The organism is Exiguobacterium sp. s39, from assembly GCF_018618925.1.
In the GTDB taxonomy this organism is placed as follows: domain Bacteria; phylum Bacillota; class Bacilli; order Exiguobacteriales; family Exiguobacteriaceae; genus Exiguobacterium_A; species Exiguobacterium_A abrahamii.
Genome location: NZ_JACSNA010000001.1, coordinates 1381384 through 1406391, shown reverse-complemented (window position 1 = coordinate 1406391; position 25008 = coordinate 1381384). Strand labels below are relative to the sequence as shown.

The 25008-nt window shown below is 46.9% G+C and carries 29 protein-coding genes; 26 read left to right on the top strand and 3 right to left on the bottom strand.

Translation table 11 applies throughout. The annotated features are described in order from the left end of the window. The first annotated feature begins 7 nt into the window (after nucleotides 1–7). From cyoE to KNQ11_RS07450, 9 genes are all read left to right on the top strand, one after another. Nucleotides 8–940 carry a heme o synthase gene (gene cyoE / locus KNQ11_RS07490; RefSeq protein ID WP_023468830.1) on the top strand — a complete coding sequence of 311 codons (933 nt, stop codon included), beginning with the start codon at nucleotides 8–10 and terminating at the stop codon, nucleotides 938–940. 64 nt (nucleotides 941–1004) lie between these two features. Next, entirely contained in the window at nucleotides 1005–2036 is a 1032-nt protein-coding gene (gene coxB / locus KNQ11_RS07485) for a cytochrome c oxidase subunit II (RefSeq protein WP_081637364.1), read from the top strand. Between the two features lie 35 nt (nucleotides 2037–2071). Further along, nucleotides 2072–3940 carry a cytochrome c oxidase subunit I gene (gene ctaD, locus KNQ11_RS07480; protein WP_174514739.1) on the top strand — a complete coding sequence of 623 codons (1869 nt, stop codon included), beginning with the start codon at nucleotides 2072–2074 and terminating at the stop codon, nucleotides 3938–3940. Nucleotide 3941: 1 nt separating this feature from the next. After that, on the top strand, nucleotides 3942–4571 hold the full coding sequence (locus tag KNQ11_RS07475) for a cytochrome (ubi)quinol oxidase subunit III (RefSeq protein ID WP_029342161.1): 630 nt from the start codon (nucleotides 3942–3944) through the stop codon (nucleotides 4569–4571). A 1-nt stretch (nucleotide 4572) separates the two neighbouring features. Continuing rightward, nucleotides 4573–4902: a cytochrome C oxidase subunit IV family protein gene (locus tag KNQ11_RS07470; protein WP_029342160.1), complete on the top strand. Its 330-nt coding sequence runs from the start codon at nucleotides 4573–4575 to the stop codon at nucleotides 4900–4902. A 131-nt stretch (nucleotides 4903–5033) separates the two neighbouring features. Next, nucleotides 5034–5939 carry a cytochrome c oxidase assembly factor CtaG gene (gene ctaG, locus KNQ11_RS07465; RefSeq protein WP_023468825.1) on the top strand — a complete coding sequence of 302 codons (906 nt, stop codon included), beginning with the start codon at nucleotides 5034–5036 and terminating at the stop codon, nucleotides 5937–5939. Nucleotides 5940–5957: 18 nt separating this feature from the next. Further along, a complete protein-coding gene (locus KNQ11_RS07460) occupies nucleotides 5958–6419 on the top strand; it encodes a DUF420 domain-containing protein (protein ID WP_023468824.1) in 462 nt (153 codons plus the stop codon). Between the two features lie 12 nt (nucleotides 6420–6431). After that, nucleotides 6432–7037: an SCO family protein gene (locus tag KNQ11_RS07455; protein WP_023468823.1), complete on the top strand. Its 606-nt coding sequence runs from the start codon at nucleotides 6432–6434 to the stop codon at nucleotides 7035–7037. Between the two features lie 6 nt (nucleotides 7038–7043). Then, the gene (locus KNQ11_RS07450) at nucleotides 7044–7301 is read left to right on the top strand and encodes a hypothetical protein (protein WP_023468822.1); all 258 of its coding nucleotides are present in this window, start codon (nucleotides 7044–7046) and stop codon (nucleotides 7299–7301) included. Nucleotides 7302–7446: 145 nt separating this feature from the next. On the opposite strand, the gene KNQ11_RS07445 is transcribed toward KNQ11_RS07450, so the two are convergent. Further along, a complete protein-coding gene (locus KNQ11_RS07445) occupies nucleotides 7447–7797 on the bottom strand; it encodes a YugN family protein (protein WP_023468821.1) in 351 nt (116 codons plus the stop codon). Between the two features lie 110 nt (nucleotides 7798–7907). After that, the gene (locus tag KNQ11_RS07440) at nucleotides 7908–8654 is read right to left on the bottom strand and encodes an ATP-grasp domain-containing protein (RefSeq protein WP_241492307.1); all 747 of its coding nucleotides are present in this window, start codon (nucleotides 8652–8654) and stop codon (nucleotides 7908–7910) included. A 95-nt stretch (nucleotides 8655–8749) separates the two neighbouring features. On the opposite strand from KNQ11_RS07440, the gene KNQ11_RS07435 reads away from it, so the two are divergent. From KNQ11_RS07435 to KNQ11_RS07415, 5 genes are read left to right on the top strand one after another with little or no spacing between them, the layout of a single operon-like run. Further along, nucleotides 8750–9217 carry a YlbF/YmcA family competence regulator gene (locus tag KNQ11_RS07435; protein ID WP_217448912.1) on the top strand — a complete coding sequence of 156 codons (468 nt, stop codon included), beginning with the start codon at nucleotides 8750–8752 and terminating at the stop codon, nucleotides 9215–9217. Between the two features lie 24 nt (nucleotides 9218–9241). Further along, nucleotides 9242–9499, top strand: a complete 258-nt coding sequence (locus KNQ11_RS07430; protein WP_023468818.1) for a YlbG family protein — start codon at nucleotides 9242–9244, stop codon at nucleotides 9497–9499. Nucleotides 9500–9545: 46 nt separating this feature from the next. Further along, nucleotides 9546–10127, top strand: a complete 582-nt coding sequence (rsmD, locus tag KNQ11_RS07425; RefSeq protein ID WP_149427632.1) for a 16S rRNA (guanine(966)-N(2))-methyltransferase RsmD — start codon at nucleotides 9546–9548, stop codon at nucleotides 10125–10127. Continuing rightward, nucleotides 10124–10615 carry a pantetheine-phosphate adenylyltransferase gene (coaD, locus tag KNQ11_RS07420; RefSeq protein ID WP_029342153.1) on the top strand — a complete coding sequence of 164 codons (492 nt, stop codon included), beginning with the start codon at nucleotides 10124–10126 and terminating at the stop codon, nucleotides 10613–10615. Before rsmD ends, coaD begins: the two co-directional genes overlap by 4 nt. Next, a complete protein-coding gene (locus KNQ11_RS07415; protein WP_064299609.1) occupies nucleotides 10615–11613 on the top strand; it encodes a SepM family pheromone-processing serine protease in 999 nt (332 codons plus the stop codon). Before coaD ends, KNQ11_RS07415 begins: the two co-directional genes overlap by 1 nt. Here KNQ11_RS07415 and KNQ11_RS07410 read toward each other — a convergent pair. Beyond that, nucleotides 11586–12737, bottom strand: coding sequence for a tRNA(Met) cytidine acetate ligase (locus KNQ11_RS07410; RefSeq protein WP_214723661.1), 1152 nt, complete (start codon nucleotides 12735–12737; stop codon nucleotides 11586–11588). The two genes, KNQ11_RS07415 and KNQ11_RS07410, sit on opposite strands and share 28 nt — an antisense overlap. A gap of 171 nt (nucleotides 12738–12908) precedes the next feature. On the opposite strand from KNQ11_RS07410, the gene KNQ11_RS07405 reads away from it, so the two are divergent. The 12 genes from KNQ11_RS07405 to murG all read left to right on the top strand — a co-directional run bounded on the left by KNQ11_RS07405 (nucleotide 12909) and on the right by murG (nucleotide 24996). Next, on the top strand, nucleotides 12909–13418 hold the full coding sequence (locus KNQ11_RS07405; RefSeq protein ID WP_230088521.1) for a YceD family protein: 510 nt from the start codon (nucleotides 12909–12911) through the stop codon (nucleotides 13416–13418). A 46-nt stretch (nucleotides 13419–13464) separates the two neighbouring features. Beyond that, complete coding sequence (rpmF, locus tag KNQ11_RS07400) at nucleotides 13465–13638, top strand: 50S ribosomal protein L32 (RefSeq protein ID WP_012370841.1); 174 nt, start codon at nucleotides 13465–13467, stop codon at nucleotides 13636–13638. A gap of 83 nt (nucleotides 13639–13721) precedes the next feature. Beyond that, the gene (locus tag KNQ11_RS07395; RefSeq protein WP_035396708.1) at nucleotides 13722–14531 is read left to right on the top strand and encodes a ketopantoate reductase family protein; all 810 of its coding nucleotides are present in this window, start codon (nucleotides 13722–13724) and stop codon (nucleotides 14529–14531) included. After that, nucleotides 14528–14884: a DUF3397 domain-containing protein gene (locus KNQ11_RS07390; RefSeq protein WP_023468811.1), complete on the top strand. Its 357-nt coding sequence runs from the start codon at nucleotides 14528–14530 to the stop codon at nucleotides 14882–14884. The genes KNQ11_RS07395 and KNQ11_RS07390 overlap by 4 nt, the downstream gene beginning before the upstream one ends. A gap of 29 nt (nucleotides 14885–14913) precedes the next feature. Then, nucleotides 14914–16476 (top strand): bacillithiol biosynthesis cysteine-adding enzyme BshC, encoded by a 1563-nt coding sequence (bshC, locus tag KNQ11_RS07385; RefSeq protein ID WP_214770904.1) that lies wholly within the window; start codon nucleotides 14914–14916, stop codon nucleotides 16474–16476. A 161-nt stretch (nucleotides 16477–16637) separates the two neighbouring features. Then, the gene (rsmH, locus tag KNQ11_RS07380) at nucleotides 16638–17576 is read left to right on the top strand and encodes a 16S rRNA (cytosine(1402)-N(4))-methyltransferase RsmH (RefSeq protein ID WP_029342146.1); all 939 of its coding nucleotides are present in this window, start codon (nucleotides 16638–16640) and stop codon (nucleotides 17574–17576) included. Between the two features lie 13 nt (nucleotides 17577–17589). Next, complete coding sequence (ftsL, locus tag KNQ11_RS07375) at nucleotides 17590–17976, top strand: cell division protein FtsL (protein ID WP_029342145.1); 387 nt, start codon at nucleotides 17590–17592, stop codon at nucleotides 17974–17976. Between the two features lie 65 nt (nucleotides 17977–18041). Continuing rightward, on the top strand, nucleotides 18042–20111 hold the full coding sequence (locus tag KNQ11_RS07370; protein WP_323678757.1) for a penicillin-binding protein: 2070 nt from the start codon (nucleotides 18042–18044) through the stop codon (nucleotides 20109–20111). Between the two features lie 108 nt (nucleotides 20112–20219). Further along, nucleotides 20220–21539: a UDP-N-acetylmuramoyl-tripeptide--D-alanyl-D-alanine ligase gene (locus KNQ11_RS07365; RefSeq protein ID WP_251139643.1), complete on the top strand. Its 1320-nt coding sequence runs from the start codon at nucleotides 20220–20222 to the stop codon at nucleotides 21537–21539. Nucleotides 21540–21562: 23 nt separating this feature from the next. Next, nucleotides 21563–22525: a phospho-N-acetylmuramoyl-pentapeptide-transferase gene (gene mraY, locus KNQ11_RS07360; protein WP_133207537.1), complete on the top strand. Its 963-nt coding sequence runs from the start codon at nucleotides 21563–21565 to the stop codon at nucleotides 22523–22525. A 33-nt stretch (nucleotides 22526–22558) separates the two neighbouring features. Continuing rightward, a complete protein-coding gene (gene murD / locus KNQ11_RS07355) occupies nucleotides 22559–23905 on the top strand; it encodes a UDP-N-acetylmuramoyl-L-alanine--D-glutamate ligase (RefSeq protein ID WP_064299915.1) in 1347 nt (448 codons plus the stop codon). Beyond that, nucleotides 23902–24996, top strand: a complete 1095-nt coding sequence (murG, locus tag KNQ11_RS07350) for an undecaprenyldiphospho-muramoylpentapeptide beta-N-acetylglucosaminyltransferase (RefSeq protein WP_064299616.1) — start codon at nucleotides 23902–23904, stop codon at nucleotides 24994–24996. Before murD ends, murG begins: the two co-directional genes overlap by 4 nt. Nucleotides 24997–25008 lie beyond the last annotated feature (12 nt).

Sequence of the window (25008 nt, the reverse complement as noted above, 5' to 3'; positions counted from 1 at the left end):
GAACAGCATGGCGAAAGTTACTGGAGAGGCACTGGATATGGCGATCGAGCAAGCAGATCAGCCGACATTCAAGGACTATATTACCCTAGCAAAAATGGGGATTGTCCGTGCCAATCTGATTACGGTCTTCGCGGGGTATGTCGTAGCAGCATCGTACATAACGGATGATGTCCTGTTGTATCTATGGCAAACCAAGTGGATGTTACTGTGGACGCTTCTTGGGAGTGGGTTGGTCATTGCCGGAAGTTGCTACCTCAATAACTACATTGACCGGGACATCGATTACAAGATGGAACGGACGATGGGAAGACCAAGCGTTACTGGGAAGATGGATGGACAGCGGATACTCGCACTAGGACTCGGTATTCTTGCGACCGGTACGGTATTGTTGTTGATCGTCAACCATGTGGCGGCAGTGTTCGGATTGATCGGATCATTCGTTTACGTCGTGATTTATACGATGTGGTTAAAGCGGACGCACACGATCAATACAGTCGTAGGTGGTATATCAGGAGCTGTGCCACCAATCATTGGATTTGCGGCAGTCACTCCGACGCTTCACATTGATGCGTGGATTTTATTCCTCATCATGTTCGTGTGGCAACCACCACATTTCCTTGCACTCGCGATGCGACGAACAGAGGAGTATCGGGCAGCAGGTATCCCGATGTTACCTGTCGTAAACGGATTCGCGATCACGAAACGACAAATTGTATGGTGGATTGCAGTACTCATTCCATCATCACTCCTCTTAGCACACTATGGCATCATCTACATGATCGTCATGGCATTGCTCGGTGGATATTGGCTCTATATGGGACTGAAAGGTCTGAAGATCCAAGATGAACAAGCCGAAATCAAATGGGCGTCGAAGATGTTCTTCTTCTCACTGTTTTATTTCACGGCTTGGATCGTGACGGTCGTACTCGTTTCTCTCTAAAACGATTTGACATAATTCACGTACACCATTACGAAAGACAAAATTGGGGACAAAGAAAGTGGGGATGGTTGTGAAAAAATCAGTAAAAATGCTCTTCCGGCTTCTTCCAATCGGCTTGATGGCACTTATGTTATCAGGTTGTGGAATTCCGGAATTGTCTGCGCTACAGCCTCGCGGAGAAGGCGCTGAGATGCAACTTGAGATCATCAAGCTTAGCTTGTGGGTCATGTTGTTCGTCCTTGCGATCGTAGCCGTCATTTATATTTACGTACTTATGAAATTCCGTCGTAAATCAGGTGATAACACGGTTCCGAAGCAAGTCGAAGGGAACCATACGCTTGAAATCATCTGGACAGTCATTCCGATTCTTCTTTTGATCGTTCTTGCAATTCCGACGATCAAAACAACGGTTGAACTCGCAGATGCAAAAGAAGCGAAGAAAAACGAACAAATCAACGTTACAGCAAACCTCTACTGGTGGGAGTTCGAATACCCAGACAAAGGTGTTTCGACAGGACAAGAACTTGTCATTCCAGTCGGTAAACGTGTTGCTGTTAACTTGACGTCTAAAGACGTCATTCACTCATTCTGGGTACCAGCTCTTTCTGGTAAAACAGATACGAACCCAGGTCTTGAAAACGAAATGTGGTTACAAGCAAAAGAAGCAGGCACTTACTACGGTAAATGTGCCGAGTTGTGTGGTCCTTCTCACGCATTGATGGACTTCAAAGTCGTTGCACTTGAACAAGACGACTACGACAACTGGTTGAAAGATATGAAAGCTGCGAAAGAAGCAGAGACGAAGCAGCTTGATAAAAAGAATGAAAAGAACTGGACGACTGGCGAGAAAGTCTATGCCCAGAACTGTCTCAGCTGTCATGGTGGCGGAAAAGTCGCACCTAGCTTGACGAACTTCGGTGATCGTCAACGTATCGCGGGTTACCTCGACCATGATAAAGAAAACCTCGAAAAATGGATTCGCGATCCTCAAAAAGAGAAACAAGGTACGAAAATGCCTGGATTCTCTGAAGATCAGATCAGCGATGAAGAATTGAGCGAATTGGCAGATTATCTATTGGACAAAAAGCTCCAATAATTTTTTAAGGGGGAATCATAGTGGGGACACATACTATGGGTATGCCGCAGAAAAAAAGCGGCATCATGGACTGGCTAACGACAGTCGACCATAAGAAAATCGGGATTCTCTACATCATGTCTGGATTGTTCTTCCTTCTAGTCGGTGGCGTAGAAGCCCTAATGATTCGTTTTCAATTGATTAAACCGATGAACGATTTCGTCAGCGGTGAACTCTTTAACCAATTGATCACGATGCACGGTACGACGATGATCTTCTTGGCAGCGATGCCGATGTTGATTGGATACATGAACGCAGCAGTACCGCTTCAAATCGGGGCACGTGACGTTGCGTTCCCATTCTTGAATGCACTTGGTTTCTGGTTGTTCTTCTTCGGTGGAGTCTTGTTGAACCTTTCTTGGTTCTTCGGCGCTGCACCGAACGCAGGGTGGACTGCATACGCACCACTCTCGACAGTACCTGAGTCTCTCGGTGTAGACTTCTATGCGTTAGGACTTCAGATTTCTGGTTTCGGTACACTTATGGGGGGAATTAACTTCCTCGTTACGATTTTGAACATGCGTGCACCAGGTATGAAACTGATGCGGATGCCGCTCTTCACATGGACAGCATTCGTTGCTTCTGCCTTGATCGTTTTCGCATTCCCACCACTTACGGTTGGATTGTTCCTCTTGACGTTCGAGCGACTCTTCGGAGCGCACTTCTTCGACCCGGCAGCGGGCGGGAACATCGTCATCTGGGAACACCTCTTCTGGATCTTCGGTCACCCGGAAGTTTATATCTTGATCTTACCGGCATTCGGTATTTTCTCTGAAATCATTCCTACATTTGCTCGTAAGCGTCTCTTCGGTTACACGACGATGGTCTTTGCGACGATGTTGATCGGTTTCCTCGGATTCATGGTATGGGTCCACCACATGTTCACAGTTGGTCTCGGTCCGGTCGCAAACGCGATCTTCGCCGTAGCAACGATGGCGATTGCTGTACCGACAGGGGTCAAGATCTTCAACTGGCTCTTTACGCTATGGGGCGGTAAGTTGACGTTCCCAGTCGCAATGCTTTACTCGGTCGCGTTCATTCCATCATTCCTTGTTGGTGGTATGACAGGGGTTATGCTTTCTGTTGCACCTGCCGATTACCAGTACCATGACAGTTACTTCGTAGTAGCTCACTTCCACTACGTTATCGTTGGTGGGGTTGTCTTTGGTCTCTTCGCAGGTCTTTACTACTGGTTCCCACTCATGTTCGGGAAACAGCTCAACGAATTCTGGGGAAAAATTCAATTCTGGTTGTTCTTCATCGGCTTCCACTTGACGTTCTTCCCGCAACATATTCTTGGTCTTACAGGTATGCCACGTCGTGTCTTCACGTACTTGCCAAACCAAGGCTGGGAAACAATGAACTTACTTTCATCAATTGGGGCAGCCTTCATGGGTGTGTCGACGATCGTTCTCGTCATTTCGATTGCAGCAGCATTGATGTCAAAAGAATATGTAAAACGCGACGTCTGGGGAGATGGACGTACACTTGAGTGGACACTTCCAGTTCCAACTCCAGAGTATAACTTCGCTCAAATCCCACTCGTCAAAGGTTTGGATACGTATTGGCTCGAAAAAATGGCAGGAAACAAAACAGTTTCTGTATCGGAAGAAGTCGGCGATATCCACATGCCGAACAACACGATCTTGCCATTCGTCATGTCAGTCGGTCTATTCCTCGCAGGTCTCGGATTCATTCTTCGCCTAGACTATGGAACTGTTGGTCTTGTCGTTGCCTTGATTGGTCTTGCGATGACATTGATCGCGATGTTCCTCCGTTCTTGGATCGATGATGAAGGATACTACATCCCGAAATCAGTCGTCGAAGAAGATCTACGCCTTGAAGCAGAAAAGGAGGCGAAGTAAGATGGGTCATCATTCAGTACCGAATAACCCGATCACGGGTATTCCGGATCATGTTGAAAAAGCAACACTTGAGGGTAAGAATAAATATGTAGCCTTCTGGTTCTTCCTTGGAGGAGAGACGACTTTGTTCGCCTCTCTCTTCGGGACATACATCGGTCTCCATAACTCCGGTGCAAAAGAAGGTCTACGCAGTTATGACATCTTCGAAATGGGTCTCGTCTTCATCATGACGATGCTCCTTCTCACAAGTTCATTAACAAGTGTTCTTGCGATGATGGCGATGAAACGTAATGATGTCAAGAAGATGAAAATGTGGTTAATTATCACACTTGTTCTTGGACTAGCATTCTTAGCGGGTGAGATTTATGAGTTCAATCATTACTACCACATCGGTCATACATTCACGTCGAGTGCATTTGGTTCTGCCTTCTACACTCTCGTCGGTTTCCACGGTGCGCACGTCTTGTTCGGTCTTCTCTGGATCTCGACATTGCTCATCCGGAACTGGAACCGTGGCATCACGGTCGTGAATGCGCCGAAGTACTATGTTTCAAGTCTTTACTGGCACTTCATTGACGTCGTCTGGGTCTTTATCTTCTCAGTCGTCTACCTCATGGGGATGGTGAAATAAGATGGAAAAACACGAACCGCAACTTACGCGCAATCAAATCGAGCTTGAGATGAAAGCAGAACGTGGTCGTGAGACACAACTGCAACTCATCAGTTTCGCACTCATGATTTTCTTGACGCTCATCGCTTTCGGTGCTGTCATGGCTGATCTCATGCCGCACTGGGCAGCTGGTGGTTTCTTGATCATCATGGCAATCGTTCAGGTTTACCTTCAGCTTTACATGTTCATGCATATGAACAACAAAGGCAACACATGGATCAAAGTCATGATGGGTCTTGGCATCTTCGTCGCCTTGACGATCGTTGCGACGCTTCGTCTGTTGATCTGGTAAGAAATGTGACCATTCTGCTAACGTTTAGCAGGATGGTCTTTTATTTTGGAATCGTTTTATGAGAAACCTTTACAATGAAATAGGGGAACGGTAATCTTAGTTTGTAAGAGAAAGGAACGGGGTGAAAAAATATGTTAGGCAATTTAAGGGGAGCACTTTCGCAATTCGAATGGACTGTCTTATGGAGTCCGTATTATGCGTTGATACTCGTTGGATTGTATATCCTATATGCTGTCGTGACAGAAAAGTTGCGTCGTCCGGATGAGCCGGAAACAACGCTTGGGCAAAAGTTTTCGATGCTCGCGGCATTGATCGTTTTTTACATCGGTTTTGGAAGTCCATTAGACCTGCTAGCACATATCACGTTCTCAGCACACATGCTGCAGATGGTATTCGTCTATATGGTCGCACCGCCGCTCTTGTTGATTGCGATACCAGAGTGGCTTTATAAGCGCTTGTTCGATACACCGTATCTTGGTAGGATTCTTCGCTTCTTCATCAAGCCGCTGATTGCACTTGTCGTCTTTAATGCCTTGTTTACGTTCTATCACATGCCATTTATTTTTGATTATGTCTTGACGAACTATACCGTTCACCGTCTGTTCCACGGAACATTGATTTTCTTGAGTATGACGATGTGGTATCCGATCATTGCACCGGTCAATGAGGCGGACAGCCTTTCTGACCTGAAGAAGATGGTCTACATCGTAGCGAATGGTGTGTTGTTGACACCAGCCTGTGCCTTCATGATCTTCAGTCAAAGTTTTCAGTATCAAGCGTATCAGGATCCGGCGACGTTCGCGAAAGTACTCGCTTACTGTATGCCGAACAATGATTTAAGCGGATTGAACCTGGAACGATTGCTCGGAACGACAGATGACTTATTAGAGGACCAACGCTTTGGTGGTGTCCTCATGAAGCTCGGTCAAGAACTCGTGTATGGTCTATTCTTCGGACTGACCTTCTTTACATGGGTGCGCCGTTCAAAAAGTACTGCCGTGGATGAAGGCATGTCCTTCACACCAAAAGCGGATTAAATTGGAGGAAGTTGGAACATGAGTTATTTGCCGTTGATTTGTGTGTCGCTGATTGTCATCAGTGCGATTTTCGTAGCGATTGGCTGGTTTTTAATCGCCCAAACGCGTCGTAATATGAAAGCTCACCAAACCGTGATGACGATTGCAGCTGCACTCGCTTTATTATTCTTCATCATGTATGCCTTGCGTACGATTCTGCTCGGTAACACAGCCTTTGGCGGTCCAGAGTCCGTCAAAGCCTACTACACAGGATTCTTGATCTTCCACATCCTTCTTGCGACATCTGGTGGGGTGCTCGGTTTGATGGCACTCTATCACGCGTATAAGAAGAACTTTGCACGTCACCGTAAAATCGGACCGGTTGCCTCAATCGTTTGGTTTTTGACAGCCATTACCGGTGTGATCGTGTATTGCTTACTATATGTCGTCTACGATCCGGGTGAGACGACGAACGTATTCCGGGCGATCTGGAGTCATTAAGGGGGAGCCAACTTGAAAAAGAATAGTTACTTGACGGTCGCTGCCGTCGTCCTTATCTTAGTTGCGGCAGCCGGGGGATATTATTATTTCTTCATGAAAGAAAAGTTACCTGTCATCGCTGAACCGACACCATTTGAATTAACGAATGCCGTAGACGGAAAATCATTCAATTCGGAAGACGGAAAAGTCAAAGTGTTGACGTTCTTCTACTCGAACTGTCCTGATATTTGTCCGTTGACGTTAAATGATTACCGTAAGCTTGAGAAGAAGCTTCGGAGCGAAGAATTGTACGGAAGTGACGTCGAACTCGTCGCAGTGACGGTTGATCCAAAAGTGGATACACCGAAAGTCTTGAAAAAGTATGCTTCGAACTTTGAAGCAGATGCCAAAGGGTGGAGAGTATTGACGGGAGATCCAGTCGTCATCGATCGTTTGACACGTCAGTTGAATTTCTATTACTCGAAGGCTGAGAGCGGCTTGGTGACACACGGAACACAAATGTTCATTTTGGACCGTGAGAATAAAGTACGGGCGATTTCGTCTATGGCGAAGACACCGGATGAACCGGTCGACTTAGAAGAGGTCATGTCTTCGGTCACACAATTAGCAAAGGAGTGAAGGCAGATGACTTATGAAGAGTACATGCAAGGAGATGTTACCGTCTCTATTCAAGCCATCGAGGAATTACTTGCTTGTGCGATCGAGGATTATGGAATCCATCACTCCCGGATCAAACGGATGGACCGGGAAGAGATTGCATTTAGCGTAAAGGTCAATGCACCAGCAACGTCACTTCACGCGCTTTATCTTCATGTACGCGAGCAGCTTGGGATTCAGCTCGGAGACGATGTCGTATCTTATGTACAATTCGTCGCGCGTTAAAAGCGATTTCGCGTGTATTAAAGAATAACAATCAGGTGGACAGAACAGCTAATGATTTCGTGGATGATGCGAGGTCGTTAGCTTTTTTGTTTGGAATGAAGAACAAAAAATAGAGGCTCCTCATTGGAACCTCTACGTGTTGATCTTATTTTTCGAGTGTTTCGAGCAATGCTGCTAAACGACGTTCGCAGTCTTTGACGATTTCCGGAGGGAACGTCTCATCATACTCGACACCGTGTGGATAGTAGTGTTTCCCGAGAAGTGGTGTCATCATACGAACGACAGCATGGCGGTCTTCAATCTCGCCTTGGATCGCGTAGACAGGAACACGCAGGTAGAATACTTCACCTGTTGATTGTTTTTCATATTTCATGTCGTACATCGCGCGTTCGTAATCCCACTGTCCTTCACGAACGAAGCGGTGATGTTCCATGATTGTTTCGAGAAGACCGAACTTCAGTTCCTTGCCTTCGATGCCATATTGTTCAAACTTCATGTTTGAATCCCCCTATACCCTAGTTTGCTAGTAGATACTAGTCTTTCCAAACTATCATACCATAATGAATGAAACGATGACGTAAAAGATGTGAAGTCATTTTGAAGAATTCATGAACTTCCATATTTTCGTTCGACATATTCAAGGATCGTATCCGGTGCGTGGATACCAAGATGATTCAGTCCTTCTCCACCGAAGAAGACATTGAACTCAAGAACGTACCACTGTCCGTCACGGATGATGAGATCAAAACCGGCGTGATCGATATCGAGCTGTTTCGCGAGAGCGAGCACGAAGTCGATTGCTCCTTGTGGCACATCATCAAAATCAAGGACACCACCTTGAGCGACGTTATTTAAGAACTGAGCACCACCGACGCGCCAGTACGCAGCAAGAACTTGATCGCCGACGACGACGACACGTAAGTCCTTCTCATTCGGAATGTACTCCTGAATGTAGAACGTCTCGTGTGTATCCGTGTATTTCTTCCAGTCTGTTTCATTTTTGATGAGATGGACACCTTGTCCCATGGAGCTACGGACTGTCTTCGCAACGAACGGAAACGAAAATTCACGTAAGACACGTTCGACGGTGAATTCATTTTTTCCATAGATGCCGGTTCGAGGGATGTTATCCGGAATGACGGTTTGAAAAATCCGCGTCATCTCGATCTTGTCATGACCTAAGTGGAACGTAGCAGCCGACGGGAAAATCGGTTTTTTCATTCCGTAGATGATTGAGTGGATTTGCCAGTATTCCGGGAACAGGACGACATCCGCCTGTTCGATTTTTTTCAAGGAATCAAAGTGATAATCTGATTTGGCATGTTCCGTCTTGATTCCAATCGTCCGGAACATATTAAAAGAGAGCAGTTGCATAAAGTTCATTCCTTCCTTCTGAACAAATTATACACAATTCAACAGGCTAGGAGGGAGAGAAATGTTATGATAAGATGGTAAAGTTAAGGAGGAGATTCGTTGTGATATATACCGATAAGACGATTGACCTCATCAACGCAGCGGAAGACCTCATTCGATCTCTCGCTCAAAGTGAAACGGGGCAAGCATATAGATGTGCGAAACAAGCACAGCAAGAGTCAACAGAGGCACAGGCTGTCATTCGCGATTTTCATCAAGTCAAGGAGGACTACGAACTCGTACAGCGATTCGGACGGTATCATCCTGACTATCAGACGATCACGAAAAGGGTCCATGAAGTCAAACGGCGACTTGATTTACAAGAGGAAGTCGCGCAGTTTAAAAAGGCGGAAAAACAACTCGAGACGTTACTCGGACAAATCAGTCTGAAGCTCGCTGGAGAAGTATCACCGCAAATTAAAGTACCGACGGGAAATCCTTTCTTCGATCAAGGATGCGCTGGAGGTTGTTCGACCGGTGGCAGCTGTAGCTGTAGCGGATAACGAAGGTGAAGGGGGTAGGCTGGCGTGATCAAGGAACGAGTGGGACTCATCGTCTATGTCAATGCGATGAAAGCATCCCGTCAATTACGCCGTTACGGGAACGTCTACTTTACGTCTAAACGTGAACGATACGTTCATCTGTATGTCGATTTAGATCAGCATGAACAGGTGATGGAAGTCATTTCGACTCTCCCGTTCGTCGAATCGATCAAACGTTCAGAACGACCGTTCATCACGGAGACGTTCGCGAACAAAAAAGGTAAAATGCCAGAAGAAGCATAATCCATGGAGCGATGAGGACATCCTCGTCGCTTCTTTGTTGAAAGGAATGAAGGAAATGCGAGTCATTTCAGGGGAACGGAAAGGTACACGATTAAAAGCAGTGCCAGGGGATCAAACACGACCGACGACGGATAAGGTAAAAGAATCCTTATTCAACGTCATCGGTCCTTATTTCAACGGAGGACGAGCACTGGATCTGTTTGCAGGGAGCGGTGGTCTTGGGATTGAATCTCTTTCAAGAGGATGCGATGAGGCGGTGTTCGTCGACCAACACCATAAAGCGATCCAAACGATCCAAGATAATTTACGAACGACGCGCTATACGGACCAAGCACGTGTTTTAAAAAAAGATGTAGCGATCGCTTTAACGGAACTCGCATCTGAAGAGCCGTTTAAGTTGATTTATCTAGACCCTCCCTATGCAAAAGAGCGATTGACGGAACATGTCACGTACATAGAGCAACACGATATGCTGACGGACAACGGTGTCATCGTCTGTGAACATGACTCAGCGGTTGAATTGCCGGACCAGATCGGACGACTGGAAGTCGTGCGTCGACTTCGCTATTCCGCTGTCATCTCGATTACATTGTACGAATTCATGGAAGCGGAGGAAGACCACGAATGAAACGAATCGCCATTTGCCCAGGTAGCTTTGATCCGATCACAAACGGACATTTAGACATCATCGAGCGTGCCGTTCCGATTTTTGATGAGATCATCGTTGCCGTACTGAATAATTCTTCGAAGCAACCACTCTTTTCTGTCCAGGAACGGATGGAGTTAATTGCCGATGTGACATCGCACTTACCTCAAATCAAGGTGGATTCCTTTAATGGTCTACTGGTCGATTATGCGGCGGAAGTCGGAGCAACCGCGATTGTACGCGGTCTACGAGCAGTTTCGGATTTTGAATACGAAATGCAAGTCGCTTCCATCAACAAGAAGATGAATGATCAAATCGAGACACTATTCATGATGACGAATAATCAGTATTCCTTCTTGAGTTCTTCGATCGTTAAGGAAGCTGCCAAATATGGTGCTTCCGTTGCCGATCTCGTACCGCCTTCTGTCGAAGAAGCGCTACGTCAGAAATATACGAAAGGAGAACTGTGATGAAAGCTTGGAAACCTGCCTTAGCAGCAATCATCGCTGCCTTGATCGTATTTTTCGTACCGCTTCCCTATTTCATCTCCTATCCGGGTGACGCGACGTCGACGGAAGATTTGATCGATGTGTCTGGAGGCGACAAGGAACCGGGAGATTTGATGATGCTGACGATCGCACAACGCCGGGCCACGCCTTACTTTCTCATTGAAAGCTTATTTCTACCGTTCTCCGAAACATCGAGTGTAAGTGATTATCTGTACGACGGCGAGTCGGACGCGCAGTATGAAACGCGTCAGAAGCTGTATATGGAAGAAGCGCAACATAACGCAACGATCGAAGCGTATGAATTGGCGGATCAAAAGGTCGATGTCGATTTCGAAGGGGTCTACGTCTCCGGCGTCATTCCCGGTGGTCCAGCCGAGGGGAAACTGAAGGCAGGGGATCGGATTACAAGTGTTGACGGAAAACCGATTACGTCATTTGAAGGTTTCATGAAGACGATTCAAGCGAAAAAAGCCAAAACAGCTGTTCCGATTCAGTTCACGCGTAAATCGGAAGACAAGAAGACGACGATTCGAGTGGATCAGTTATCTAAAGAGGTCAAGCGAGTCGGACTAGGTATTTACGAACCGCTTCCGATCTCAAACGTGACGACGGATCCTGATATTGCGTTTCAGGTCGAAGGTGTCGGTGGACCATCTGCTGGAATGATGTTCACCCTTGAAATTTATGATCAATTGACGCCGGGGGATTTGGCGAAAGGGCATAAAATCGCTGGCACGGGAACGATTGAAGAAGGCGGCAAGGTGGGACCGATTGGCGGAGCATGGCAAAAGGTCGTCGCTGCTGACGAGGCAGGAGCAGAAATCATGTTCGTGCCAGCAGGAGAGAACTACAAAGAAGCAAAACCATCCATCAAAAAACTCGGAACGAACATGAAGCTCGTTCCGATCAAGACAGTCGAAGATGCGATTGATTATTTAGAAGAACTTCCAGCAAAATAAGGAAAACGACGGTGTTCGAGCAACGCGTCGTAGCGAGCCAAGGGCAGTGCGTATGCAGCTGTCACTTGGCTCTCTTTCGTTAGCCAAGGATGACTCGTGAAGGTACTGAAGACGGTAGTCCGCGTTTTGATGGTTTTGAGTGCCTGTCGTCCTCGTTCTGAAAAGGCGAGGGGACGAACGAAATCAATATGGTCGTAATCAATCCGTGCGACCTCCTCTGCTGTCGTTGAGGTCAACAGATAGATCAGGGCACGTTGCAGGCTCGTCCGCGTATAACGGCGTGTTTTGACGTGATTCAGAAAGGTCTCGAATGTCGTTGCTTGTTTAGCCCCTTCGATGAGTCGTGGTGCTAACGAAGCGTCGATCCCAGCGATTCGCATCAACTCGGCTACTGGAGTCGTTAGTAGACGTTGTCGAATCCATGGATAATAATGCGAGAAGTTGGCGAAAGAGGCACTTGCTAAGACGTCTTCGGTCTGTTCAGGAAGTGCGAGCAGCTGACCGTGTGTCTGATGATGGGCGCGTATCGCGGTGGCGCTCATGATGTCCCCGGTGGATAAGTCGTGGTAGCCACTTCCAATCCGTTTCGTCGTGTGAAGCGATAGGGTATTTGCGGCGCGAGCGTAATAATAGCCAAGCGTATTGTTCGGTTGTGTCAAATCAAGCGTCCGTGAGACGCTCCTGAATGCTTGACTGGCGGCGTGAGCAGAAGAGAGACCCGCTGATAATCCATCGTGTAACGCTTGCTTGTATGCAGGTGTCTCTTCGATCTGTTCCGCTGCTGCATGGAGAAAAGGTTCGATATCTCCGCACTCGCTTCCAAACGAAAGCGACTGACAGCCGATTGTCTCGGCAATCGTTACACCACCGAGTGCAAAGCGATCAGCACGCTGGACAGCAAAATAGAAGGGAAGTTCAAGAACGAGATCGATGGCACCGCTCGCGACGGCTGCCTGAGCACGTGTCCACTTATCCGTAAAGGCGGGCTCACCACGCTGCATGAACGTCCCGCTCATGATGGCGACGATGACGTCGGCATCCGTTTCTCGTCGTGCTGTCGTCGCTTGATAATAGTGTCCGTTATGAAACGGATTGTACTCTGAAATGATAGCTGTCATCCTCATGAAAACTTTCTCCTTTGCAAACCGAATTAAGTGCGGTAATATGGATAAAGACGTCCAAAAGTGTTCGTTCTCTAGCGATTTCAGTGTAAAGAAAAAACATTGACAAAACAAGATGTCCTCTCTATAATTCATATTGTTGCAATTGAGGTGATTCGGATGAAATGGTCCCTGATGCAATTGAATAAATTGCGCAATCTGGGTCAACTTCAGGTTAACGAGACGATCGAGCTCAATGAGCTAGTCGCCCTCCATCCGGATATCCGGGCGGTGCAACCTGTGCACGTTCGTGCAAATGCATCGTTTACATCGAATCAATTAATATTCAATCTTCGGATTACCGGCGAAATGACGCTTCCGGATGCCCGGACGCTAAATGACGTCGCTTATCCATTCGAGATTGAATCCATCGAGCCATTCCTGCTCGAGGTCGATGCTGTTTCGAACGAAGCAGATGACATCAACGTGCCGATCGGGAATACGGTCGATCTTCGACCGCTCGTGCAAGAATTGATTTTACTTCATGTGCCAGTGCAAGTGCATGGGGATGATGAAGAGAATCAGTTGGTTGAGGGGGAAGGCTGGACGATTCTTTCTGAAGAAGATCCAGAGGAAACCGAACCAAAAATCGATCCGCGACTCGCGGGTCTCGCTCAGTTCTTTAAAAAAGATCAGGATTCCTGATTTCTGAAGTAAAGGCGAGTGTATTTTTTCAAGGAGGTGGACAACGATGGCAGTACCATTCCGCAGAACGTCGAAAACACGCAAACGTCTTCGCCGTACTCATTTCAAACTCCGTGTACCAGGTATGGTCGAGTGCCCAAACTGTGGTGAAATGAAACTTTCACACCGCGTTTGTAAAGCATGTGGCTCGTACAAAGGTAAAGAAATCGTCAGCAAATAAGCTGATTGATCGGTATAAAAGCGACCTTCGAATCGAGAAATCGGTTTTAAGGTCGCTTTTTTCATGAAAGGGGATATGAATAGATGAATGTTGGAATCATTGGCGCGGGTGCCATCGGGTTATTGCTTGCCTCTTATTTATCGGAAGATCATGCAGTCACGCTTTATGTGCGACAAGAACAAGATGAGGAACGACCAATCATTCGCGATGGACAAGCGAGTCGTCTCGTACGGATCCGGAAGATTGATCGGCTCGAGTCAGAAGACTTGGTGTTTGTCGCGACAAAGTCGTATGATATAAAAAGTGTGATTCCATTCCTTAAACGGCTGACGTGTCCCGTCATGTTCCTGCAAAATGGAATGGATCATTTGAAATGGAAAGAGCAATTGCCGCATGTCTTATTTGGTGTCGTCGAACATGGTGCCATGCGCACTGCACCGTTTGAAGTCCAGCATACTGGAAAAGGACGCATCCGCTACGGAAATCAAGAGGTAGTGAACTTGTCGTCAAAGCAGCTGTGCTTTGAACTTGAGTCAGATATGGAAGCCGTTTTATTGACGAAGCTGTTCATCAACGTCGTCATCAATCCAGTGACGGCTTATTACGGTGTTGAGAATGGATCCTTATTAGAGATGCCTTATCGAGAAGAAGCCCGTCAATTATTTGACGAAATGCGGACGATTTTCCCGCACCATGACATTACTTATTCCGAAATCGAGCGGATCATGAAGAATACGAGCAAAAATCGTTCTTCCATGTTACGAGATCTTGAGTATGGACGACGAACGGAAGTAGAACCGATACTTGGATACGCATTACGTCAGGCGACGACTGCGACGCCACGTTTATCTTTTTATTATGAACAGATCAAACAGAGGGAGGGTCCGCAGTGACAGTCTTCATCATTTTTCCTTTATTCAGCCTGATTGCGTTGTATCTCGTCTTTCTACTTCTATTTCGGAAACATGGGAAGGCTGTTCGATTTGCACTCGACTTTGGAACATTCATCGTTCTGTATGCGATTCATGTTGCATTGATTGCCTTGACCGGAACAAATTACTTAGGGTGGATCGTCATCGTCGTGTTGTTGGTGTTTGCGTTGAATGCACTCTGGCAACGAATTCGTCAACTTGATGTTGATTTGAGACAAATGATTCGCCACAGTTGGCGGATCATCATCTTGCTGGCATTACCCGTCCATTTCATACTGTTCGTACTCGGTATTCGTCAACTGTTCATCAGCTGACCAGTTAGGTAAGAAAGAAGGGATTTTGTTTGAAGGTACAACCATTTGAAGCCTTATACGATGATAACTCGTTGATGCATCGTGCTTCACGAGAAGAATTCTTAACATATGTCGACCACCTTGGAGAGAGTGGTTTAGCGTCGAGGAGCCGTTTGCTTGAAGAACGTCACTACCCGCATCTTGCGGCACTGACAGACGAACTCGAACGCCAAAATCCGAACATGACGGAGCGTTTGCGGGAACGTGTCGCGAAGCTTCGTACGGGTGAAGCTCAAGTTGTCATTACAGGGCAACAAACGGGTATCTTTGGCGGACCATTATATGCGATCTATAAATTGTTGACCTGTCTGAAGGTCGCGCAGCAGGCGGAAACGACACTTGGGCGGCCTGTCGTTCCGATTTTTTGGCTCGCGACCGAAGATCACGATTTTGATGAGATTAACCATGTTTACGTTCCGACAGCGGATTATCAAACGCGTAAAATCGCTGTCACACCTTCAGAATCGATTGCCCGTTCGGTCAGTCGGCTCTCTTTTGATCAAGCAGCACTTCTTGAAATCATCGAAGAGACATTCCGAGCAATGCCAGAAACGGTTCATACGAAACAATTAGTTGCGCGCCTGAAGCAACTCGTTGAAGCGTGTACATCGTATGGGATGTTTTTCTCACAATTGATCGGTGAATTGATCGATTTTGATGTCGTCTTCTTTGATGCGGATACACATTCTGTCCGTGAACTCGAGATTCCGTTCTTTGAACGGTTGATTCAAGACAATGCGGAATTTAGACGAGCATTGACGGATGGTATTTCACAGACGCAAGAGTTACCGGATACATTCTTGAACGAGGAAGCGGCGCATCTTTTCGTCGATGATCACGGTCGTCAGTTACTGTATCCGACAGCAGACGGATTCGAAACGAAACAAGGAAAGCAATATACGGAGCTTGAATTGATCGCGTTGCTGTACGCCAGTCCGGAACGTTTCTCCAACAGTGTCGTCACACGTCCATTGATGCAGGATTACCTGTTCCCGACGCTTGCCTATATCGGGGGTCCGGGAGAATTAGCATACTGGACACGCTTACGACCGCTCTTTCATCATCTGAATTGGACGATGCCGTTATTGATTCCCCGCATGGGTGGGTTACTCGTGCGTCGTAGCGATGAAAAACGTCTTGCTAAACTCGAGGTGTCGCTCGAAGAAATCGTCCGATCAGGCGTTCCGATTCCGGTTTATTCAGAAGAGAAAATGACAGGACGTATGCAGACGGCAGCAATGTTAAAAGACAGTTTCGTCTCCGAATTCCTTTCGCTCGAACAGAATCTACTGCGGACATCGAGTAAGAGTGAGAAGGTCAAGAGACAGCTCGAACAAGCAATGGCTAGTTTGCTGGTAGAAGATCGACGTCAGTTTGACCGACAGACACGGCAATATAAAGAGACGGCTTACCATCTTCTTCCTGATGGAGCGCCACAAGAGCGGATTCATTCTGTCCTACCGTGGTTAAATCATCATGGTCTTGATTTTGTGCGGGACTTAAGAACAGCCTATGAAGCGAATACGAGTGATCAACTGAAGATTTTCCTCTAAACCTGCTGAAACTAGCAGGTTTTTTCGTTTTTTTAGCGAAAATTACACAAAAGTTAAATAAATCAAGGAAACTGTCTCATTTTCGTAACGTTTTCACGAGAGAATGTGATACATTGAAAAAGAGTAACGTCCTTCAAGGACAGTGAAAGGTGAGGCAGGACATGTTTGAGCATGAAACAGTATTGAAATGGGAGTCGATCGAAGGACTCGCGATTAAACCCGACGGTATTTACGTCGATTGTACATTAGGTGGAGCAGGACACAGCGAAGAGATCGTCAAGCAATTGACGACAGGTCATCTATACGCATTTGATCAAGATGATGTCGCCCTCGCTCATGCAGCAGAACGTCTCGCGGCGTATGAAGGTCGCTTTACTTTAATAAAGAGTAATTTTGCTTATCTGAAAGAGCAATTAGCAGCACATGGCGTCGAGAAAGTGGACGGCATCTTATTCGATCTCGGTGTCTCTTCACCACAATTAGACGAAGGGGAACGAGGATTTAGTTACAATCACGACGCACGTCTCGACATGCGCATGGATCAATCTTCTCCACTTTCTGCTTACGAAGTCGTCAATGAGTGGCCGTACAATGATCTCGTACGTATCTTCTTTACATACGGGGAAGAGAAATTCTCGAAACAGATTGCGCGCAAAATCGAAAAAGCGCGGGAAGAGCGACCGATCGAGACGACGTTCGAACTCGTCGAATTGATCAAGGATGCGATTCCGGCACCAGCACGACGTAAAGGTGGTCACCCTGCGAAACGGACATTCCAAGCAATCCGGATCGCCGTCAATGATGAACTGAATGTCTTTGACCGTGCAGTACACCAAGCCATTGATTTATTACGGGTCGGTGGACGTCTATGTGTCATTACGTTCCATTCACTTGAAGATCGCATGTGTAAACAAGCAATCAAAGAAAAATCATCACTACCCGAGCTTCCACCGGGGTTACCGATGATTCCCGTCGAAATGGAGCCGGAACTCCGACTCGTCACACGCAAGCCGATTACGGCTGGTGTTGAAGAGCTCGATGATAACCGTCGCGCCCGATCGGCAAAATTACGAGTTGCTGAAAAAATGAAAGAAACTTGAGAGGAGCATTCCAATGGCAGAACCACTTCGTAAATCGGTCCAAACGGTTCAACCCGTTCGTCAACAACCTGTTCAGGAACCACGAAAGACGGAAGATATCGCGCGTCGCGTCGCCGTCCGTCCGAAGTATCGCTTGTATCCCTTTGAAAAATTCTTATACAGTGCGATGATTGGTGGTCTTGTGTTATTTGGGAGTTTGACGATCAGTACGCATAACGAAGCGTATAACGTGAGCCGTGATTTAGCAAAAGAGAACCAAGTCACACAATCACTCCAAAAAGAAAATGAACGTTTACAACTAGAGGTCACGAACTTAAGCTCTCCGGAACGGATTTATAAGATTGCAAAAGAACAGGGTCTTGATATGCGTAAAGGGAACATCAAGGTGATTCCTAAATGAATCCACTGAAAAAATCCCGTTGGAGAGTAGCCTTTATCATGGTGATATTTGCTACTCTCTTTTTTGTGTTCATTGGCCGATTTTTGTATTTAGCAACGACAAAACAGTTCCATGGTGAAGATATGATTGCATATGCGGAAAAGAAACGATGGGAGTCTCAAGAAACGCTTGGAGCAGAACGTGGCGAGATTTTCGACCGTCTCGGTTCCCCGATTGCGATCAATATTCCATCCTATCATCTGATTGGCGTTTATCGACTTGGTGGTGTCAAGGATCCAGATGAGACGATCGTCGACTTTAAAAAGACGGCTGAAGGTCTTGCGCCGATTCTTGGGATGACGACGAAGGAACTGGAGACCTATCTGATTGAAAACAAAGACCGTTCTCAAATTGAGTTCGGAAAAAAAGGAAATGATTTGACGCTCGATCAAAAAGAGAAGATCGACAAGTTGAAACTTCCCGGAATCCGGATGATTGAAGAGCCGAAACGATACTATCCGAACGGCATCTTCCTGTCCGATACACTTGGATTCGTTCAAAAGATCACCGAGGAAAATGGTCGAGTCGCTTTACAAGGTCAGATGGGAATCGAGAAGCAGTATGATAATGCTTTAAGTGAATCCTACGGAGCCCGTGTCTTTGAAAAGGATCGTAGCGGTAATCCGCTGATTCAAGGTGCGTCACGTATCTCGAACGAACCGAAGGATGGATCGAATCTCTATTTGACGATCGATCATCGAATCCAACAGTCGCTTGAAAAAGAGATGCAAAAAATGTACAACACGTACAAACCGAAAAATGCGACAGGGATCGTCATGGATGCGAAGACGGGTGAAATCCTCGCCATGGCGGATCGCCCATCGTTCAACCCGAATTTACGTGATATGAAAGATTTCACGAATTTTGCCGTCTCGTCACGATTCGAGCCAGGTTCGACGATGAAAATCTTTACGCTCGCAGCGGCGATCGATGCGGGAGTCTTCCGTCCGAATGAGATGTATAAATCGGGTAGTTATAACTACAAAGGAACGGTCATCAAGGATTATAACGATGTCGGTTGGGGAACCATTCCGATGATTGAAGGGGTCTATCACTCCTCAAACGTCATGTTCTCGAAGTTGACAGCAGAAAAACTTGGGATCGAACGGTATAAAGATTACTTTAAGAAGTTTCATTTTGACCAACGAACGGGTATAGACATCTCGGGAGAAGTAAATAGTCAATCCGACTTGTCTAAACCGTTGAATGCGCTCATCACCTCATGGGGGCAATCGACTGCGGTCACGCCGATGCAATTGCTTCAAGGAGCGACAGCAATCGCTGGAGACGGCGAGATGGTGAAGCCACATATCATTCAAAAAGCGGATCATACGGATAAGGCACCCTACCGAGCGAAAACAGAAGTCGTCGGTAAACCGATTTCTGCTGAAGCGGCAAAAGCAACACGCGAAGCACTCGACGGTGTCGTCAATAGTAAGCTTGGTACAGGTCAAATGTATAAGTTGAAAGATTACCGAGTCATTGGGAAGACCGGCACGGCTCAGATTTCTGAGAATGGAAAGTACATTCAAGGACAATTCATTCACTCGTTCATCGGTATGGCCCCCAAAGATGATCCGGAATTGATCATGTACATCGCGGTCGATCGTCCATCGAAAAACGAATCATCCGTCTCTGGCCCACTCATCATGAGTCCTGTGTTCAAAAGTGTCATGAATACGGCACTACAGTATCGTAGCATCCAACCGGAAACGCAAAAGGATTCGGTAGATGTCAAAGCGAAGATCACGCCAAGTTATATCAAGAAGAGTGCTCGACAAGCTACTGATCTAGCAAAAGAACAAGAGGCAGTTGCGATCATCCTGGGCGATGGTGCTGAAGTCGTTTCTCAGATTCCATCCCGTGGACAGGAATTCGTCAGCGGAGAACGTGTCTTGCTGAAAACATCAAATACGTTCAAGATGCCGGATTTGACCGGTTGGTCGCAACGAGACGTCAAAAAGCTTGTCAGCTTATATGATTTGAAGCTCGACGTCATCGGTAAAGGTTTTGTAACCAAACAATCGGCTCGAACTGGTACACTAGTGAAGGAAAATGGAAAGTTGACGGTCGAACTAGCTGAACCTAAAGAGTAACGGTAGAGCAAGTTTCCTGATTTCTACAGGAAGACGAGGACGAACAGGAGTCATTCGTTGACTTTTGCATTCGTCCTCTTTTGCTGTCATCGAATGGAGGTATATATCATGTTAACAATTACGCAACTCGCTGAATGGTTGCATCTCGATGTGAAAGATGATCGTATCGTTCGTCATTTTGCAACGGATTCACGCGCACAACTAGAAGACGGTCTCTATGTTCCGATTCAGGGAGCACGCGTCGATGGTCATCGATTCCTTGAAGGTGCAAAAAACCGAGGATCGATCGTCACCTTATGGAAGAAAGGCATTGATCGACCAGACATCGATATCGTTTTCTTGGAAGTCGATGAACCATTGGTTGCCCTGCAACAAATCGCAAAACGATACTTAATGCAGATTGCGCCAAAAGTCGTCGCCATCACTGGATCAAATGGGAAGACGTCGACGAAGGACATGGTCGAAAGCGTACTCAAGACGACGTTCAACACACATAAGACTCAAGGAAACTTCAATTCGGATATCGGAATGCCGTTAACGATCCTCATGATGCCGGCTGATACGGAAGTCGCTGTACTTGAGATGGGAATGAATGGATTTGGCGATATTGAATTCTTATCGAATCTAGCTGAGCCAGATATCGCGCTCGTCACGAACATCGGCGAATCGCATGCGGAGCAAGTCGGTGGACGCAGTGGCATCGCCAAAGCGAAGCTCGAGATTCAATCCGGACTCAAGCCAGGTGGTCATTTATTCGTTGATGGTGACGAACCACTTCTCGCAGAAGTTCAAGCAGAGAAGATCGGCTATCAGATCGGAAATACGTACCGGATCGAAACGAGGGAAGCAACGCTCTTTGGGACGGCCTTTACTTACGATGGCACCGCTTTTCATCTACCAGTGCTAGGGAAACACCAAGTCCGAAATGCAGCATACGCGATTGCGACAGCACGTGCACTTGGCGTGACGGACGCTCGGATTCAAGAAGGGTTCGATGCGGTTGAATTGACACCGATGCGGATGGAACGATTACTCTTTGAAGAGACTGCGGTCATCAATGATGCGTATAACGCGAGTCCGACATCGATGAATGCAGCGATTGAGACGGTTACTGCGCTGGAAGGGTATACGACACGAGTTCTCGTCCTCGGAGATATGTATGAATTAGGGGACCAAGAACGCTTATTACATGCCTCGGTCGGAAAGCGGATTGCGTTACCCGTCTCGCATGCTATCCTAGTAGGGGAGAAAGGCGCGTGGATTGCGGAAGGAATCAGCGATCCGTCTGTTCAAATCCAATTCGCAGCAACTGTCGAAGATGCTGCAAAACGATTGCGTCCGCTGCTCGGAGAACGAACAATCGTCTTATTGAAAGCGTCACGTGGGATGGCGCTTGAACGGATATTAACCTATCTGAACGAAAACTAATTTTTGAAAAAAGGGTGTCTGCTATGATCACATTATTCATCAGTCTTATTCTTGCATTTCTTGTTGTACTACTCGTTATGCCAAAGGCGATTCCGTTTCTACACCAATTGAAATTCGGTCAGGAAATTCGGGAAGAAGGACCGCAATGGCATCAGGTCAAATCAGGAACACCGACGATGGGTGGAATCGTCATTCTTGTTGCGATGATCGTCAGCGTTCTCGGTGCAGTCGTCATGGGCGATCTATCGACGACACAATTATCGTTACTGTTTTTAACACTTGCTTATGGCGTTATCGGCTTCATTGATGATTACATCAAAGTCGTCAAGAAACGTAACCTTGGTCTGAATTCGAAACAAAAATTAATTGGACAAATCGTCGTCGGATTGTTATTCGTCTGGTTGAGCGGTGGATTCACGAGTGATGCGACGTATCTATCGATTCCATTTACAGAGTTTGAGCTTGATTTCGGTATCGTCTATCCGTTTGTTGCCTTGTTCTGGTTAGTTGGCTTCTCAAATGCAGTCAACTTGACGGATGGTCTAGATGGTCTCGTGTCGTTCACAGCGATTCCAACATTCTTGTTCTTCGGATTATACAGTTGGTTTATCGCGGATGAAGTAGGCGCTGCTTGTTTTGCTTTCTCAGCGGTCGGTGCATTGATCGGATTCCTATTATTCAATGCGCACCCAGCGAAGATCTTCATGGGAGATACAGGGTCACTTGCACTTGGAGCTGCACTAGCAGGTCTATCGATTGTCTTAAAACTGGAATTACTACTCGTCTTAATCGGTATCGTTTTCGTTGTCGAGACATTATCAGTCATTCTACAAGTCATCTCCTTTAAGACGACAGGAAAACGAATTTTCAAAATGAGCCCAATTCACCACCACTTCGAAATGGTCGGTTGGAGCGAATGGCGGATCGTCGGTACATTCGCAGGAATCAGCTGTTTGATGGCATTCATCGCCTATCTATTCGTGTAATAAAAAAGAAGAGAGAAAGTGAGCGATTCAACAATGGAACAACGACAATGGAATGATCAAAAAGTGCTCGTTCTCGGAACGGCGAAAAGTGGAATCGCAGCAGCTCGGTATTTAGCGAGTGTTGGTGCAGAGGTAACGGTCAATGACGGGAAAACGCCGTCCGAGAGTGATCAAGCGACGCTTGCATCACTCGATGTTAAGACGGTCTACGGTGAGCACCCGCTCACACTACTCGACGACATCGATTTGATCGTCAAGAATCCAGGGATTCCGTATCATATCGATCTGCTACAAGAAGCCTTGCGACGCGACATTCCGGTTTGGACAGAGGTAGAACTGGCGTATCAAGCAACAGATGCGACGTGGATTGCCATTACAGGATCGAACGGGAAAACGACGACGACGACGCTTGTCCATGAGTTGTTGAAAACCGGTACGCGGCGTGTACATTTGGCAGGAAACATTGGATTCCCGGCAATTGAAATCGCATGTCAGGCGAAACAGGACGATATCATCGTCATTGAATTATCAAGTTTTCAATTGATGGGGATCGAGCAGTTCCGACCATACACGGCAGCCTTCTTGAATTTATCACCGGCACATCTGGATTATCATGGTGATTTTGAATCGTATGGTGAAGCGAAAGCCCGGATCTTTAAGAACATGAAAGAAACGGATCGTCTTGTCTTGAATGCCGATGATGCGTCCGTCAATGCGCTCGGAAAGACTGCTGAAGTAACGCCACTCTTGTTCTCTCGTCGTCAATCGGCGTATGCAGAAGTCCTGAACGATACGTTGACAATCAATGGGACGAGTATCTTACCTGTTGATGAACTTGCTCTCGGCGGTGGACATAATGTCGAGAACGTTCTCGCAGCCTTAACACTCGTCGAACCGTTTAACTTAGCATTATCTGACGTTCAACATGTTCTACGGACGTTTGGTGGTGTAGAGCACCGGACACAGTTCGTCGGTGAAATTGCTGGTCGAAAAGTTTACAACGACTCAAAAGCAACGAATAATGTTGCAACAGAAGCGGCGTTGTCCGGATTTACGGCACCCATCATCTGGTTGTGTGGCGGACTCGAGCGTGGAGCGGATTTGACACCATTACTCGATGCAATGAAGCATGTCAAACATGTCATCGGACTTGGTGAGACGGGTCATCGATTCGGAACGCTTGCGTCAGAAAATGGCTATGCGTCAACCGTCGTTGAGGCGATGGATGAAGCCGTGAAAGTAGCGTTTGAAGTGTCACAACCCGGCGACATCATTCTTCTGTCACCAGCATCTGCAAGTTGGGATCAATACAAGACATATGAAGAGCGCGGCGATCATTTCGTTCGTGCCGTACATGAAGTAGGAGGAACAACAGTATGAAAATCGTCGTCTCTGGAGGCGGTACAGGCGGTCATATCTATCCGGCACTCGCTATGATCCGGGAGCTCGAACAACGCATGCCGTGTGAGGTCCTCTATATCGGAACAGAAAATGGTCTCGAGGCGGATATCGTCCGTCGTGCGGGAATTCCATTTGAATCGATTGAGATTTCTGGCATCCGTCGTTCCTTGTCGTTCGAAAACGTCAAGACCGGTATCCGGTTCGTCAAGAGCGTCCGGCGTGTTCGTCGACTACTGCGTCAGTTCCAACCGGATATCGTCGTCGGTACAGGTGGATTCGTTTGTGGACCGGTATTGTATACGGCTGCAAAAATGGGTTTCAAGACACTCGTTCATGAACAAAACAGTCTACCTGGTATCACGAATAAATTTTTAGCTCGGTATGTGGATCGTGTTGCACTCTCTTTTAAAGGGTCTGGACATCACTTCGGTAAGAATGAAGCGAAGACGGTTTTAATCGGAAATCCGCGTGCTTCTGAAGTGGCAGAGCTCAACATCAATCCGCTTGAAGAGCGACAACGTTTCGGTTTTGAGGAAGGACGTCCTCTCGTCGTCATCTATGGCGGTAGTCGTGGCGCACCTGCAATCAACGAAGCAGTCGTCGATATGATGCCAAAGGTCGAGCAAGCAGGCTGGTCGCTTCTCTTCGTTACTGGTCAAATTCATTACGATACGATTATGTCACGCGTTGGTTCCGTACCAGAACGCATTCAACTTCGCCCATTCGTATATGATTTACCGAACATCTTAAAAGCAAGTCAACTCGTCATTTCACGTTCGGGAGCAAGCACATTGGCAGAGCTGACGACACTCGGCTTACCGAGTGTGCTCATCCCGAGTCCTTACGTGACGGAAAATCACCAAGAGGTCAATGCCTCATCGCTCGTCGAGACAGGTGCGAGTCTATTGATTCGTGAACAAGAGCTAACGGGTGATCGGTTGTTTGAGGCATGTGAAAAAGCGTTAGCACAACAACAAATGATGTCTGAAGCGGCGCTTGCGCTCGGTATGCCGAACGCTTCACGGGACTTAGTTGATGAATTGTTACGATTGACGGCACAAAAAAACTAAACTATTGCAGGA

Excerpts from the sequence above, each read along its gene's own strand:
- cyoE (WP_023468830.1), top strand. The coding sequence starts at position 8 with ATGGCGAAAGTTACTGGAGAGGCACTGGATATGGCGATCGAGCAAGCA.
- coxB (WP_081637364.1), top strand. The coding sequence starts at position 1,005 with ATGGTTGTGAAAAAATCAGTAAAAATGCTCTTCCGGCTTCTTCCAATC.
- ctaD (WP_174514739.1), top strand. The coding sequence starts at position 2,072 with ATGGGTATGCCGCAGAAAAAAAGCGGCATCATGGACTGGCTAACGACA.
- KNQ11_RS07475 (WP_029342161.1), top strand. The coding sequence starts at position 3,942 with ATGGGTCATCATTCAGTACCGAATAACCCGATCACGGGTATTCCGGAT.
- KNQ11_RS07470 (WP_029342160.1), top strand. The coding sequence starts at position 4,573 with ATGGAAAAACACGAACCGCAACTTACGCGCAATCAAATCGAGCTTGAG.
- ctaG (WP_023468825.1), top strand. The coding sequence starts at position 5,034 with ATGTTAGGCAATTTAAGGGGAGCACTTTCGCAATTCGAATGGACTGTC.
- KNQ11_RS07460 (WP_023468824.1), top strand. The coding sequence starts at position 5,958 with ATGAGTTATTTGCCGTTGATTTGTGTGTCGCTGATTGTCATCAGTGCG.
- KNQ11_RS07450 (WP_023468822.1), top strand. The coding sequence starts at position 7,044 with ATGACTTATGAAGAGTACATGCAAGGAGATGTTACCGTCTCTATTCAA.
- KNQ11_RS07445 (WP_023468821.1), bottom strand. The coding sequence starts at position 7,797 with ATGAAGTTTGAACAATATGGCATCGAAGGCAAGGAACTGAAGTTCGGT.
- KNQ11_RS07440 (WP_241492307.1), bottom strand. The coding sequence starts at position 8,654 with ATGTTCCGGACGATTGGAATCAAGACGGAACATGCCAAATCAGATTAT.
- KNQ11_RS07435 (WP_217448912.1), top strand. The coding sequence starts at position 8,750 with ATGGTAAAGTTAAGGAGGAGATTCGTTGTGATATATACCGATAAGACG.
- rsmD (WP_149427632.1), top strand. The coding sequence starts at position 9,546 with ATGAAGGAAATGCGAGTCATTTCAGGGGAACGGAAAGGTACACGATTA.
- coaD (WP_029342153.1), top strand. The coding sequence starts at position 10,124 with ATGAAACGAATCGCCATTTGCCCAGGTAGCTTTGATCCGATCACAAAC.
- KNQ11_RS07415 (WP_064299609.1), top strand. The coding sequence starts at position 10,615 with ATGAAAGCTTGGAAACCTGCCTTAGCAGCAATCATCGCTGCCTTGATC.
- KNQ11_RS07410 (WP_214723661.1), bottom strand. The coding sequence starts at position 12,737 with ATGAGGATGACAGCTATCATTTCAGAGTACAATCCGTTTCATAACGGA.
- KNQ11_RS07405 (WP_230088521.1), top strand. The coding sequence starts at position 12,909 with ATGCAATTGAATAAATTGCGCAATCTGGGTCAACTTCAGGTTAACGAG.
- rpmF (WP_012370841.1), top strand. The coding sequence starts at position 13,465 with ATGGCAGTACCATTCCGCAGAACGTCGAAAACACGCAAACGTCTTCGC.
- KNQ11_RS07395 (WP_035396708.1), top strand. The coding sequence starts at position 13,722 with ATGAATGTTGGAATCATTGGCGCGGGTGCCATCGGGTTATTGCTTGCC.
- rsmH (WP_029342146.1), top strand. The coding sequence starts at position 16,638 with ATGTTTGAGCATGAAACAGTATTGAAATGGGAGTCGATCGAAGGACTC.
- ftsL (WP_029342145.1), top strand. The coding sequence starts at position 17,590 with ATGGCAGAACCACTTCGTAAATCGGTCCAAACGGTTCAACCCGTTCGT.
- KNQ11_RS07365 (WP_251139643.1), top strand. The coding sequence starts at position 20,220 with ATGTTAACAATTACGCAACTCGCTGAATGGTTGCATCTCGATGTGAAA.
- mraY (WP_133207537.1), top strand. The coding sequence starts at position 21,563 with ATGATCACATTATTCATCAGTCTTATTCTTGCATTTCTTGTTGTACTA.
- murD (WP_064299915.1), top strand. The coding sequence starts at position 22,559 with ATGGAACAACGACAATGGAATGATCAAAAAGTGCTCGTTCTCGGAACG.
- murG (WP_064299616.1), top strand. The coding sequence starts at position 23,902 with ATGAAAATCGTCGTCTCTGGAGGCGGTACAGGCGGTCATATCTATCCG.